Origin of the sequence: Enterobacter sp. E20, assembly GCF_000801755.2 — a bacterium.
Taxonomy (GTDB): Bacteria; Pseudomonadota; Gammaproteobacteria; order Enterobacterales; family Enterobacteriaceae; genus Enterobacter; species Enterobacter asburiae_B.
In genome coordinates this window covers 544,921-558,372 of sequence record NZ_CP012999.1, presented here as the reverse complement: position 1 = coordinate 558,372, position 13,452 = coordinate 544,921, and the positions used below count along the sequence as shown (strand labels likewise).

Sequence of the window (13,452 nt, the reverse complement as noted above, 5' to 3'; positions counted from 1 at the left end):
AGCATCAGTGCAGCGGCAGCGTAACGTAGCGGCAGAGAAACCGCGCCTCATGCTGATTGTCCAGCCGTACCTGAAAGATATCGTGTGTATCCTGCGCGGATGCATCCTCACGCCACGCCAGCAGGCCCTGTTGGTTCATGCGGATAATAATCTGATCGGGCGTTTCGCCCTGATTCAATGCTTCGACTACCTGTTGCAGGGGAAGTGGTAGCGTCTGAGCAGGCCACATCACTTCAACGCTTACGAGCTGGCGGTGTGTCCGGGGTAACATCGGTAGTTTCCTCCATGGCTAGAATTTCGCGGTTAATTAGCCATGAAATAGGGACGTTTTTCACATTTGCAAGTTTTGCCGAGAGCCCCACTTAAAGGTCGATACGTCTCTGGTAGTGAAGTCTCTTCCCAGACAAATCCAGATAGTCTGCACCAAGCGCCTGAGGATATGTCGATAAAAAGCATTTTTTTAAACATATAGCCAAAACATGATTATGCCATCGACACGTTGCGGCGATATGTCGATAAAACACGATTTTTTAAACATGATGCCGTGACATGCTTATAGCATCGACATATGATGTCTATATGTCGATGAAATCGGTTTTTATAAACATATGAACTGGAATCCCGAAGCCCCTTACAACGATCTGCCAAAACTGCCGCCTGATCTGCAGCAGATAGAAACACGCAATGTACTAAAAGCTTGTATAAATGCGCGCGCGGCAATTGCAGAGCTGAAAACGGCGGGTGAGTTGATCCCCGATCAGGGATTGTTGATTAACATTCTCCCGATGCTGGAAGCGAAAGATTCCTCACGCATTGAGAACATCGTAACGACCAGCGATCAGCTCTTTCAGTATGCTGATCGTGCAGACGGAGCAGATCCAGCAACCAAAGAAGCATTGCGCTATCGTACGGCGCTTTATGATGGTTATACCCATCTTGTGACCTATCCACTTTGCACAAACACCGCAATCGCTATCTGTACCAAATTACGCGCAGTTCAGACCGATATAAGAAAAACACCGGGCACGGTACTGCGCGATCAGAATAACAGCGTGGTATATACGCCCCCAGTGGGTGAAGATACTATCCGTAACTTATTGGCGAACTGGGAGCAGTTCATACATGGCGATGATGATTTAGATCCATTGGTGAAAATGGCTATTGCACACTATCAGTTTGAGTGCATCCACCCTTTTCCGGACGGGAATGGACGAACAGGTCGTATCCTGAATATTCTTTACCTGATTCAAAATGAATTACTTTCACTACCTATCCTGTACCTGTCCCGCTTTATTCTGGAGAGACGTAGTGATTACTACACGCTCTTGCGTAGGGTAACAGAGGAAGGAGACTGGGAATCGTGGATATTATTTATGCTGGAGGCCGTAGAAAACACGTCCCGATGGACGACTGACAAGATTGCGGTTGTTCGGGCATTGATGGCAGAAACGACCGAGTATGTACGTGAGAAACTACCAAAAATTTATACCTATGAACTTATCCAGGTGCTCTACGCGCAACCGTATTGCCGGATCGATAACCTTGTTGAACGAGGTATCGCTAAACGCCAGACGGCATCAGCGTATCTCAAACAGTTAGTCGAGATAGGCGTGCTGGAAGAAATGAGCGTTGGTCGCGAAAAGCTGTATATCAACACCAGGTTGGTACAGGAATTGAATCAGTAAAGCTTATTGGTTCCACAGATCACCACTCCTGGTCCCAGCTATCAGACGATTTGTTTTAGCCCCTCCGGCTTACGACCTGAAGCTTAAGATCCAGAGCGGCAAGCATCTTAAAGAGCGTACCTAGACGGGTCCCCTCAGGATGGTTCTCAAACTCTGAAACCGTTGATTGTTTCGTGCCCATACTTTATGCAGTTTCACGTTGGGTCAGCTTACGTTGCTTGCGTGCATTCTTGACTGCCTGAGCCAGAATTTTGGGTGAGGTTACGTTCATTTTATCCCCCACGACTGATATTTTGAGTATATCCCCTTTGGGGGATAAATTTTTAAATGCGCACAGATTCACTGTCGTATCCATATACATCTGTATCATCTCAAAAGACATCGTTAACGGCACTGCGCTGAAAACTGAGATTGACCGCCAAAAAACCTATCGACATGCTCCCAAATATGGTGATAAATTCCTTTCTTTAACATATGGCGAAAATATGCTTATGGCATCGAATGTATTGGCTATATTTTGATAAAAACTGTTTACATAACATATGAGCGGGATGCTGAAAACGTGTCCCCTGTCTTCACGCCGATGTGATCTAACATTTTTATGGTTGAAGGCTATTCCTGTCTGACAAATCACTTTACACTGCCCAGCAGTAAGTAACCCGACCTTACTCAGAAGAAAGATATATGTTTCTTCGCTCATTGCAGAGCGATCAGTTTCCTTCAAGCCATTTTGTGGCAAGAACTGACGTTACTGCCACTAAATAAAGTTAAAACTTGGGTGTGATTATTTATATAATCTTAAAATTCAAGGGCCTTTATGAAATTATTTATTAACGGAATTATTCACTTGTATCACCTTTTTATTTTAGCTTCTGAAATACCAACATCCATATTTATTAAAAAACGCAAAAATATTATAAGACATCAGTTTGATATGATACCTTGGGATATTAACATAGATGTAGAAACGCCTTCGGTATAAGGTATGTATATGATTTTGTCATTTTCTTTGTGCATTTTTAACATGTTATCTCTCGAGCGAAAAAAAACATCAGGGTGGTATTTGTTGATGTATACACCAGATTTTTCTATTTTTTCGAACGCGTAATCACAATAAACGCTAACGTGCTTTAGGCGAGTTGAAATATCGTTAATAGGTCTGATGTCACCTTTTAATATTTTTGCCCTATAATTCGAATCGACTCCGACAATTAGAAAGTCACATGATTCTTTACAAGCTAGTAAATAGTTCCTGTGACCTTTATGAAAAAGATCGAAAATTCCAGACGTATATCCAATTATCATATGCTACCTAAATTTTTTATTGCTGATTTTTTTAAAAATAAACAATCCAATTCGCGATAAACGCCCAAATAAATATTCAAACTCAACGTGGATGTGGTGCACATTAACTCATCATCCAGCACGGATTTTATTGATTCTAACTGTGTAATAATTAAATCCGTAGGGTCTTGTTGAGCGCTTCCGATACCAAAGATAGGAATAAAAATGCTTTCAAAAGAGTCGTTGATACAACTCTTTATTGAATAGGAAATTATTTTTTTTATAGCAATAGCGTCGTAACTTATTGTATTGTCTGTATTTTTTTTGATCGCGATCGCGTGAATAACACGCTTCACACCATGTTTTTGTAACTTCAAAGGTTGCGAGGAAATGCATGTCCCTAGATTAAAATCATTATATTTGTTATGTGCTCTTTTAAAACGAACAATATTTTCATACAATGGATCAGATATAACATTCCCAACATCATCCTTTGATGATGCCATATTTCTTACCCTGCCAGATATTGATGTACTTGAAAAGCTAGCTAATTCTAAATCACTATTCTCAGACGTTACAATTACTTGAATATCCCTTGTATCTTCTATCGATCCAAAATATGAGAATATATTTATATTTCTATAGCTTAGAATCTTATCAACACTTACCTCATTGACTATTTTATTTTTTGACGATGCTGGCATCTTCATGAAAATAAAAAACAAAAATAACAAACCAATAAGTTCTATTGATGCCAATATAATTGTTATTGACGCACCTTTCCCTTTTAGAGACAGTAATAAAGCACTAACATAGTCGGGCAATAATGGCATAACTTTGCCAAGAAAATCCGAGAATGGAACATATTCAATAAAAAAATAGAGAACTGTAAACAAAAAAGTGGTGGTTATATACTGAATGCATTTACCAAATAAATTCTTATCTTGACTTATTTTTTTCTTATAGAATAAAAAAGAATAATAGATGTATTTAGGATTTATTTTATATAGTATAATAGACAATAAGATAATTAACAGAGTAATAAAAACACAATAAGTGAGCATAAGATGTTAACTTCAAAGGAATTTACATGTTATCATGGTACCACATTGAGCGCCATTCCGTCCATAATAAATAATGGATTTAATTTGAGTCAATCAAATGAGGATTGGTTAGGGCATGGCGTATATTTTTTTACTGATGGTATATCAGACCCTTTAAAAAATGCAATTGAATGGTCTAAAAATAAAAGTAAAAACGATGATATCTGCATAATAAAAGTTAAGGTAAAAGTCGATGATTCAGAAGTTTTAGATTTGAGAACCACCAAAGGTTTAAATGTATATAATTTTCATAGGGATAGTATCATTGATAATTACTATGATGTATTAGCTAAGAGACGTGACATCACTATAAAAAAAAGAAAAGATACCAGAGTAGATGATTGTACTATTATGGATATCTTACAGCAGACATTAAATTATAAAGTAATTATACATAATGTTTATATAAAGAATTATCACCAAAGAAAACTTGCATTAGAGTCAAGCTATCCAAATAGTACTGTTTTATGTGTTAATGACCTTTCTGGCATAAATATTATTGATGTTATAAATATTTAAATTTGAAACCAATATACTCTACTCCTATAGGAGTGAATTTAGGCAAATAGAATATCAAATATTTCAATATGCCAATTTAGTAGATTATGAATCTGTTACTAGTCGACCTATCAACTCCGCGCTCTTAGTTGATGGTCAAATTTAACTACTCATGGGAGGGCTAAGCTAGGCCATAGCCATTATTTTAGTTTACATAAATGCCGAGTTGTTTTATCCCTATAATCCTCTGTTATAAACATTTCTTCTCCAATAATGCCTAAATGCCAGCATCCCCCGACTCCACCTCATCCTGCGCGGCCATCAGAACCAACTCTGACTTTGAAATCAGCAGATCTTTCGGCTTCCCTCCTCTCAACCTGCGATTAGCCGAGCCAAACCAGATAGCCAGTCCCCACGGCGTTTTGCGTTCCTTGAACAGCGAGAGTATCAACCTGACAACCTTGAGAGGCCGCGCTTTCTCATCCAGAACATAATCCGGATACAAATCCTCCCCGTCGACCTTCAGCGAGAATATCTTCCCAGCCGCTTTCCAGCCTTTCGGACCAGCATCAGGATCGGCGGAACGAAAGGCCGCTTTTGCCGATAACTCAGACGCTGTCAGCCATTCCGAGTCGGCCAGTATTCTGGCTTTCAGCTCTTCTAGCTGCCGGTCATTGCGTTCCTGGAAGCTCATATGGTCGAGTGCGCCTCCCGGCGACTTTTTAAAGCCATACGGCACCACATGCCTGAACCGGTTTGCATCCAGATAATCCGCCCACCACTGCATCATCTCCCGACGTTCTTCGAGATGCTGCGCCTTATGGATATACGCCGCACGTACGCGCTTGCGCTCCTGATGGCTCATCTGGCGTTCGACCGCGTCACTTGACCACAGACCCGACTCCACCAGCGCGCTACAGGCCATGGTGCGAAAACCGTGGCCACAGACGTCTTTCTGGGTGTCATAGCCCATCACCCGCAGCGCTTTGTTGATAGTGTTTTCACTCATCGGTTTGCGGTAGTTATGATCGCCGGGGAACACCAATTCAGTTCCCGGTCGGCAGTGCTGTCGCACCTCGTGGAGCAGTTCGATGGCCTGATGTGATAGAGGCACCAGGTGTGGAGATCGCATCTTCGCACCGCGCGCAGAGTACTTAACGCCGGGGATCGGCTCACGCTCGGCGGGGATTGTCCACATGGCGTTATGCAGGTCTATTTCATCCCAGCGGGCAAAGCGCAGTTCGCTGGAGCGGATGAATAACAACAACGCCAGCTTTACCGCCAGTTGAGTCAGCTTACGTCCTTTGAAATCGTCGATTCTTTCCAGGAAATCAGGGATAAGATTCAAATCCAGCGCTGGATGGTGACGTACTTTGGGCGTGGAGACCGCGCCGGTTAAATCGGATGCAGGGTTATGATCGATAATGCCGTTCTGGACAGCGTAGCGCATCACACAGGCGGTACGCTGCTGGAGACGAGAAGCGACATCCAGTTTGCCAGCTTTCTCCACCTCTTTGATGGGTACCAGCAGGTCTTTGACCTTCATCTTAGTGATGTCACAACTGCCGTTCGTGGGAAAGACGTAAAGCTCGAAATAACGCAGCACCCGCTTTTTATGTTCTACCGACCAGTTCACGTTGCTGGAGACCCATTCGCGCGCTACGGACTCGAACGTATAAAGGGGCTCTCCACCTCGCTTTTCCTCTCTGCGTTTTTCCGCCGGATTAATGCCTTCTAAAATAAGCCTTCTTATATCCGCTTGCTTCTCCCTTGCCAGTGCCAGAGAAATGAGCGGATAAGGGCCTAATGCCATACGGTTCTCTTTGTTTCCAAAGCGAAATTTCAAATACCACAGCTTAGATCCGCTGGGGTTCACCTGAATGTAAAGACCGTGACAGTCAGAGAGCCTGTATGCCTTGCCAAGCGGCCTGGCATGCCGGATTGCGAGATCTGTAAGCGCCATTTGGGGGTCACTCCTCTATCGAACCGGGTTTGCCCCCTTTTTTGCCCCCAAATCGCGTGGATGTCAATGGATGAAAAACGACCAACATGGAAAGACCACAAAATAAATATGGTTATTGTTCAAAAATAAATTATCTTTGAATTACAGACGGATATGGACGAATTCGGATGAGAATGGACACAAAAAAAGCCACCCTTAGGTAGCTAATTATTGCATCACTTGGTGCCGAAGGCCGGACTCGAACCGGCACGTATTTCTACGGTTGATTTTGAATCAACTGCGTCTACCGATTTCGCCACTTCGGCACTGAAGGGGATGCGGAAACGTTGTGGATTATACCTGTCGCGCGCCGCCATGCAAGCGACGACGCGCGAAACCCGCGCTAAGTGCCCAAAAAACCAGCGCCCTTTGTCACTCCAGCTCAGACACCGCCAGCCGAATCACCCCCGCCGCCTTCTGCTCCGGCAGCGCCAGCACCTTCGCCCACATCTCCTGCACCATATCGCAGGAGAGCTTCTCTTTGCCCGCCGCCTTCTCCGGCATCTGCAGCAGCTGGATGTCCTCGCCGTACTTATCGGCAAGTGCCTTCATAATCGGCCGCACGTCCTCGACAGCCGCCTCGCGTTCTGCCTTTGTCACGGTGTGGCGGTTTTTGCCGTAGGCCGCGCGCATCATGTCGGCGTCGGCCTGCATGCGCCGCGCCATCAGGTCTTTATCCAGCATGCGCATCGGGTTCACGCCGCCCTTCACCGTCGGGTAGAGGAAGCGGAAGCAGGCGTCGTCGCTCACCTTCTGGATGGCGGCAGTCTGCTCCATGTTGATGGTCATGTAGTTCACCACGTTGGCGTCCGGGGCGTTTTGCAGGCGCGACATCTGCAGATGCAGGATCTGCGGCTGGATGGTGTCGATAATCTGCTGCTCCGGCTCGCCCGCTTTTTGCAGGGCGGCCATCTGGTCGAGGATGCGCTGATGCAGCGCGGGCTCCTGCTCCTTAATCACCTGCCAGGCGGGCATTGCGTTAAGGGCGGAATCCATCTGCCGTTCCGGAGCGCGCTGCCTGTCGAAGAACACCCAGAACGCCACGGCGGCGGCCACAACAACAACCATCACGGTACGGGTCCACGTTTTATTCATCTCGCATCCTTATCCTTGAATTGTGCCGGTTTACACCGGCACGCCGCTGTGGAAGCGAAACTCGTGGTCCGGTGTCGAGATAAGTGTGGCTTCAATTTCGCCAAAAAGCTTTATGCGCGGTGAGATATCGTCGTCGCTCACCTGCCGGGCCAGCGTCAGGTAGTCCTGATAGTGGCGCGCTTCCGAGCGCAGCAGCGAGAGATAGAACTTCTGCAGGTCATCGTCGAGGAACGGGGCCAGAGCGGCGAAGCGTTCGCAGGAGCGGGCTTCGATGTAGGCGCCGCAGATGAGCTTGTCGATCAGCGTCAGCGGTTCGTGGGTGCGCACGTCCTTCAGCATCCCTTTGGCGTAGCGGCTGGCGGTGATTTTGACGTACGGAATATCGCGGGCCAGCATCGCCTCGCGCACCTGCCAGAAGTGGTGCAGCTCCTCTTTAATCAGCAGCACCATGCTGTCGATGAGCGCCTGGCCCCACGGATCGTCGGTTTTGGGCATCACGCTTTTGCCAATCTGCTTATGCAGGGCGATGAAGTCCGGCTCCGGGCCGTCGCGGAAGGTGAACTGTTCGTAGGGTTTGAGCCAGTCGAGCAGCGCGTCGGCACCGCTTTCGTCGGCGACGTATTTACGCACCAGCAGCAGCGCGGTCTGGGCGGCCTTGAGCTCGCACACCATGTGGTCGGTGAGCAGCAGCGGCAGGTTCGCCGGGTCGCGGGCTTTATCAATCCATGCTTGCGGGGTCGGGCACTGGAGGAAGTTGAGTACGGGGGCGAGTATCTGCGGGTAATCCATGGTTCTGCCTTGAAAAAGCGGTGGCGCGGGCCACCGCCTGAAACGCTTAGTGACGCACGCCGTCGTCGTCTTCGTCGACGAAATCTTCGTCGTCGCCTTCTTCGCCGTCTTCACCGTTAGGATCTTCGAAGTAGGTTCCCCAGCCGTCGTATTCCACTTCAAACTTCTCGGCCAGGTTCATCAGCTGTTCTACTTGGGCGTCGATCAGCTCCGCCTTCAGGGCGCCTTCGCTCAGGATGTCGCAGCAGATGACGGTGTCGCCCTCTTCCACTTCCAGCTCTTCCGGCTCGGTCACTTCGTAACCCAGCTTGAAGGCTTCCACGGCCAGTTTTTCCAGCGCGTCGAAATCATCCGCAGAGAAATGGTGCTCGATGGTGTACAGCGCGTCCGGATCGCTACCGTCTTCCAGCAGTTCTTCAATAATCAGACGCGTCTCTTCGCGTTGCTCTTCCAGGTGTTCCGGGTTTGCCATGGCTCAATCCTCTTTAAAGTGCGGCAGATACTTCTATTTTCACACACGGACGGGTTTGCCTCCACCTTTGTAAGAAAGAATTGTGAAACGGGGTTGCAAATGAATAATTACACATATAAAGTGAATTTTAATTCAATAAGTGGCGTTCGCCATGCGAGGATAAAATGTCCGATTTATACAAGAAACACTTTCTGAAACTGCTCGACTTTACCCCTGCACAGTTCACTTCTCTGCTGACCCTTGCCGCACAGCTCAAAGCCGATAAAAAAAATGGCAAGGAAGTACAGAAGCTTACCGGTAAAAACATCGCGCTCATCTTCGAAAAAGACTCGACCCGCACACGTTGCTCTTTCGAAGTTGCCGCATTTGACCAGGGCGCGCGCGTCACCTATTTAGGGCCGAGCGGCAGCCAGATTGGGCATAAAGAGTCAATTAAGGACACCGCGCGCGTGCTCGGGCGGATGTACGACGGCATTCAGTATCGCGGTCACGGCCAGGAAGTAGTCGAAACGCTGGCGCAGTACGCGGGCGTGCCGGTGTGGAACGGGCTGACCAACGAGTTCCATCCGACCCAGCTGCTGGCGGACCTGCTGACCATGCAGGAGCACCTGCCGGGCAAGGCGTTTAACGAGATGACGCTGGTCTACGCGGGCGATGCGCGCAACAACATGGGCAACTCGATGCTGGAAGCGGCAGCGCTGACCGGGCTGGATCTGCGTCTGGTGGCTCCGAAAGCCTGCTGGCCGGAAGCGAGCCTGGTGGCGGAGTGCAGCGCACTGGCGGAGAAGCACGGCGGGAAGATTGTCCTGACGGAAGACGTGGCGGCAGGCGTGAAGGGCGCGGACTTTATCTATACCGACGTCTGGGTGTCGATGGGCGAAGCCAAAGAGAAGTGGGCGGAGCGGATTGCGCTGCTGCGCGGGTATCAGGTGAATGCGCAGATGATGGCGCTGACCGGCAACCCGAACGTGAAGTTCCTGCACTGTCTGCCGGCGTTCCATGACGACCAGACCACGCTCGGCAAGCAGATGGCGAAAGAGTTCGACCTGCACGGCGGGATGGAAGTGACGGACGAGGTGTTTGAGTCGGCGGCGAGCATCGTGTTCGACCAGGCGGAAAACCGGATGCATACGATTAAGGCGGTGATGGTGGCGACGCTTGGGGAGTGATGGACTCTTCTGCGGTCTGATGCCCTCACCCCGGCCCTCTCCCACAGGGAGAGGGAGTAAACCCGATTAGCTAATCAGCATCTTCACCACAACCTTGCGCACCTGCGCAGGCGCGCCCAACGCGCACAGCGGCTTGTGCACTTCACCCGGCCAGAACACCACAAAATCCCCTTCGCTCAGCACCACGGTTTTCTCCTGCTCGCCTTCCGGCAGGAACGCGATGTCTTTGTCCGCCAGCCAGTCGGTATCCGGCGTGCCGTGCGGCAGGGTGCTGAAGGTCATCCCCTCCTGGCCCTTCATGATTATCTGGATGTCCAGATAGCGCGCGTGGTACTCGGCGCGGCGATCGGCGAACGGCTGGGTCATATCTTCCGAGACCAGATAGAACAGGCTGTTGCCATTGATGTCGTGCTTGCCGAGCGGCGTGGCGTCAGTGACGTGGGCTTTAACGTGCTCAATCGCCTGGCGCAGCGCGTCAGGCAGCCAGGGCTGCAGATGGTGGATGTTGCCGATAATCATGTGAAATCCCTCTATGTAAAACAACGTTTCATTTTTATCTTTTATACGAGAGTTAAGACTGCCATACCAGCCCTTTTTCGAAGAGGTTTACGCGAGCGCATGTTTATCGGGAAAGGTGTTAATTCACTGTTAATCCTGTCCAGGCAATTATGCAGGGGTTATGCATAACCTCGATCAACGCTTATCGGACGACTCTTCTAACCTCTTGATCATGCTCTCTAATTAACAAAACCCGTTGCCGTCTCACACTTTACTGTTTTGATAATTTGCTCTAAAAAACCATAATTATTTATTGATTTTCCTTAAGTCGAAAATAGTTAATTACGTTAATTGCATAGCCATTCTTGCTCATGATATTTTTCATTTAAAATCAGATACATAACAATGTATTTCAAAAGATTAAAATCTACAAAATAATAACAACCTCGAATAATGCCAGCGGATCCTGCTTAGCTATTCACCCCTCAATAATATGAAATCAATCATTATCTGATGCGAATCATGCAAATGAAAACAAACCCCTTAATATCCGGTTTCGCGTGAGCAATATCACAATACGGATTATTTAACTGCCTAGTATGAATCACGAAATCAATTGAGCTTAGCCGCCATGAAATTAAATGCATCACATGGCGCATGCCCTTTTTATTCTGAAAAAAAAAGTTAAAGGAATAATTATGGAAAAGCATTACGTCGGTTCTGAAATTGGTCAATTGCGTAGCGTTATGCTGCATCGTCCTAATTTAAGTCTGAAACGTTTAACGCCATCAAACTGTCAGGAGCTGCTTTTCGATGACGTTCTCTCGGTTGAGCGGGCGGGTGAGGAGCATGACATCTTCGCCAACACGCTGCGCGAGCAGGGTGTGGAAGTCCTGCTATTGACCGACCTTCTGACACAAACCCTTGATATTGCAGAAGCGAAAGCCTGGCTTCTGGATACCCAAATCTCTGACTATCGCCTCGGCCCAACCTTTGCCGGCGACGTGCGCGGCTGGCTGGCGGATATGCCGCACCGCGAACTGGCGCGCAGATTAAGCGGCGGATTAACCTACGGCGAAATTCCGGCGGCCATTAAAAATATGGTGGTGGATACCCACACGGCGAATGATTTTATTATGAAGCCGCTGCCGAACCATTTATTTACCCGCGATACCTCGTGCTGGATTTATAACGGCGTCTCTATTAACCCAATGGCGAAACCGGCCCGTCAGCGTGAAACCAATAACCTGCGGGCAATATATCGCTGGCATCCGGCGTTTGCCGACGGCGATTTTATTAAGTATTTCGGCGACGAGAATATTAATTACGACCACGCCACGCTAGAAGGCGGCGACGTACTGGTGATTGGCCGCGGGGCGGTATTAATCGGCATGTCCGAGCGCACGACGCCGCAGGGCGTGGAGTTCCTCGCCAACAGCCTGTTCAAACACCGCCAGGCCGAGCGCGTGATCGCCGTTGAGCTGCCAAAACACCGCTCCTGCATGCACCTCGACACCGTGATGACCCACATCGACGTGGACACCTTCTCCGTCTACCCGGAAGTGGTGCGCAAGGACGCCCAGTGCTGGACGCTCACCCCGGACGGACGCGGCGGCCTGCTGCGCACTCAGGAAACCGACCTGCTGCACGCCATCGAGAAAGCGCTCGGCATTAACCAGGTGCGCCTGATCACCACCGGCGGCGACGCCTTTGAAGCCGAACGCGAGCAGTGGAACGACGCCAACAACGTGCTGACCATTCGCCCGGGCGTGGTGATTGGCTACGAGCGCAACGTCTGGACCAACGAGAAGTACGACAAAGCGGGCATCACCGTGCTGCCTATCCCGGGCGATGAGCTCGGACGCGGTCGCGGCGGCGCGCGCTGCATGAGCTGCCCGCTGGAACGCGACGGAATTTAAAGGAGCCATCATGGAACGAAAACCCACTCTGGTTGTGGCCCTCGGCGGCAACGCGCTGCTCAAGCGCGGCGAGCCGCTGGAAGCCGAAATCCAGCGCCAGAACATCGAGCAGGCCGCGCGCACCATCGCCGGATTAACAGAACAGTGGCGCGTGGTGCTGGTGCACGGCAACGGGCCGCAGGTCGGGCTGCTGGCGCTGCAGAACAGCGCCTACGACAAAGTCACGCCCTACCCGCTGGACGTTCTCGGCGCCGAAAGCCAGGGAATGATCGGCTACATGCTCCAGCAGGCGCTGAAAAACCATCTGCCGCAGCGCGAGGTGAGCGTCCTGCTCACGCAGGTGGAAGTGGACGCTGCCGACCCGGCCTTCAGCAACCCGACCAAATACATCGGCCCGGTGTACAGCGAAGCCCAGGCGAAAGCGCTCGCTGCGGAAAAAGGCTGGATGTTCAAGGCCGACGGCAGCTACGTCCGCCGCGTGGTGCCGTCACCGCAGCCGAAGCGCATCGTCGAGAGCGACGCCATCACGGCGCTGATCCAGCGCGATCACCTGGTGATCTGCAACGGCGGCGGCGGCGTGCCGGTAGTGGAGAACGCCAACGGCTATCGCGGCATTGAGGCGGTGATCGACAAAGACCTCTCCGCCGCCCTGCTGGCGCGCCAGATCGAGGCCGACGCCCTGCTGATCCTGACCGATGCCGACGCGGTGTACCTCGACTGGGGCAAGCCGACCCAGCGCCCGCTGGCGCAGGTAACGCCGGAGCTGCTCAGAGGCATGCAGTTCGACGCCGGATCGATGGGGCCGAAAGTGGCCGCCTGCCGCGAGTTTGTAGAAGCCTGCAACGGCATTGCCGGGATCGGCGCGCTGGCCGACGGCGCTGAGATCCTGGCGGGCGAGAAAGGCACGTTGATTCGTAACTGAGTCGTTTTCCCCTCAC

At 49.8% G+C, this 13,452-nt stretch carries 14 protein-coding genes and 1 tRNA gene; 6 read left to right on the top strand and 9 right to left on the bottom strand.

Annotated elements, in window-relative coordinates:
- Positions 1–4: 4 nt before the first annotated feature.
- Positions 5–271, bottom strand: coding sequence for a hypothetical protein (locus NI40_RS02610; protein WP_023155464.1), 267 nt, complete (start codon positions 269–271; stop codon positions 5–7).
- Positions 272–608: 337 nt separating this feature from the next.
- On the opposite strand from NI40_RS02610, the gene fic reads away from it, so the two are divergent.
- Entirely contained in the window at positions 609–1,685 is a 1,077-nt protein-coding gene (gene fic / locus NI40_RS02605; RefSeq protein ID WP_031590913.1) for a protein adenylyltransferase Fic, read from the top strand.
- A 924-nt stretch (positions 1,686–2,609) separates the two neighbouring features.
- Here the strand turns inward: fic and NI40_RS22370 are convergent.
- Positions 2,610–2,990, bottom strand: coding sequence for an adenylyltransferase/cytidyltransferase family protein (locus tag NI40_RS22370; protein ID WP_071884807.1), 381 nt, complete (start codon positions 2,988–2,990; stop codon positions 2,610–2,612).
- The gene (locus NI40_RS02600; RefSeq protein ID WP_127353340.1) at positions 2,987–3,802 is read right to left on the bottom strand and encodes a hypothetical protein; all 816 of its coding nucleotides are present in this window, start codon (positions 3,800–3,802) and stop codon (positions 2,987–2,989) included. The genes NI40_RS22370 and NI40_RS02600 overlap by 4 nt, the downstream gene beginning before the upstream one ends.
- A gap of 234 nt (positions 3,803–4,036) precedes the next feature.
- On the opposite strand from NI40_RS02600, the gene NI40_RS23760 reads away from it, so the two are divergent.
- A complete protein-coding gene (locus NI40_RS23760; protein WP_135718662.1) occupies positions 4,037–4,591 on the top strand; it encodes a hypothetical protein in 555 nt (184 codons plus the stop codon).
- A gap of 256 nt (positions 4,592–4,847) precedes the next feature.
- Here the strand turns inward: NI40_RS23760 and NI40_RS02595 are convergent, their stop codons facing one another.
- From NI40_RS02595 to rraB, 5 genes are all read right to left on the bottom strand, one after another.
- The gene (locus NI40_RS02595; RefSeq protein WP_071884806.1) at positions 4,848–6,533 is read right to left on the bottom strand and encodes a tyrosine-type recombinase/integrase; all 1,686 of its coding nucleotides are present in this window, start codon (positions 6,531–6,533) and stop codon (positions 4,848–4,850) included.
- A gap of 220 nt (positions 6,534–6,753) precedes the next feature.
- A tRNA-Leu gene (locus NI40_RS02590) sits at positions 6,754–6,838 on the bottom strand.
- Between the two features lie 106 nt (positions 6,839–6,944).
- Positions 6,945–7,667, bottom strand: a complete 723-nt coding sequence (locus NI40_RS02585) for a hypothetical protein (RefSeq protein ID WP_039261091.1) — start codon at positions 7,665–7,667, stop codon at positions 6,945–6,947.
- A gap of 30 nt (positions 7,668–7,697) precedes the next feature.
- On the bottom strand, positions 7,698–8,456 hold the full coding sequence (gene miaE / locus NI40_RS02580) for a tRNA isopentenyl-2-thiomethyl-A-37 hydroxylase MiaE (protein WP_039261089.1): 759 nt from the start codon (positions 8,454–8,456) through the stop codon (positions 7,698–7,700).
- Positions 8,457–8,502: 46 nt separating this feature from the next.
- Positions 8,503–8,928, bottom strand: coding sequence for a ribonuclease E inhibitor RraB (gene rraB / locus NI40_RS02575; protein WP_039261087.1), 426 nt, complete (start codon positions 8,926–8,928; stop codon positions 8,503–8,505).
- Positions 8,929–9,027: 99 nt separating this feature from the next.
- Here rraB and argL point away from each other — a divergent pair, with 99 nt between their 5' ends.
- Positions 9,028–9,123 (top strand): putative translational regulatory protein ArgL, encoded by a 96-nt coding sequence (gene argL / locus NI40_RS24170; RefSeq protein WP_213328991.1) that lies wholly within the window; start codon positions 9,028–9,030, stop codon positions 9,121–9,123.
- Positions 9,093–10,097 carry an ornithine carbamoyltransferase gene (gene argF / locus NI40_RS02570; protein ID WP_039261086.1) on the top strand — a complete coding sequence of 335 codons (1,005 nt, stop codon included), beginning with the start codon at positions 9,093–9,095 and terminating at the stop codon, positions 10,095–10,097. Before argL ends, argF begins: the two co-directional genes overlap by 31 nt.
- A gap of 66 nt (positions 10,098–10,163) precedes the next feature.
- Here argF and NI40_RS02565 read toward each other — a convergent pair whose 3' ends face one another.
- Positions 10,164–10,616, bottom strand: a complete 453-nt coding sequence (locus NI40_RS02565) for a YhcH/YjgK/YiaL family protein (protein ID WP_039261083.1) — start codon at positions 10,614–10,616, stop codon at positions 10,164–10,166.
- A gap of 677 nt (positions 10,617–11,293) precedes the next feature.
- On the opposite strand from NI40_RS02565, the gene arcA reads away from it, so the two are divergent.
- Both arcA and arcC read left to right on the top strand, forming a co-directional pair.
- Positions 11,294–12,514 (top strand): arginine deiminase, encoded by a 1,221-nt coding sequence (gene arcA, locus NI40_RS02560; RefSeq protein ID WP_029739276.1) that lies wholly within the window; start codon positions 11,294–11,296, stop codon positions 12,512–12,514.
- Positions 12,515–12,524: 10 nt separating this feature from the next.
- Complete coding sequence (gene arcC / locus NI40_RS02555; RefSeq protein WP_039261081.1) at positions 12,525–13,436, top strand: carbamate kinase; 912 nt, start codon at positions 12,525–12,527, stop codon at positions 13,434–13,436.
- The last annotated feature ends 16 nt before the right edge of the window (positions 13,437–13,452 follow it).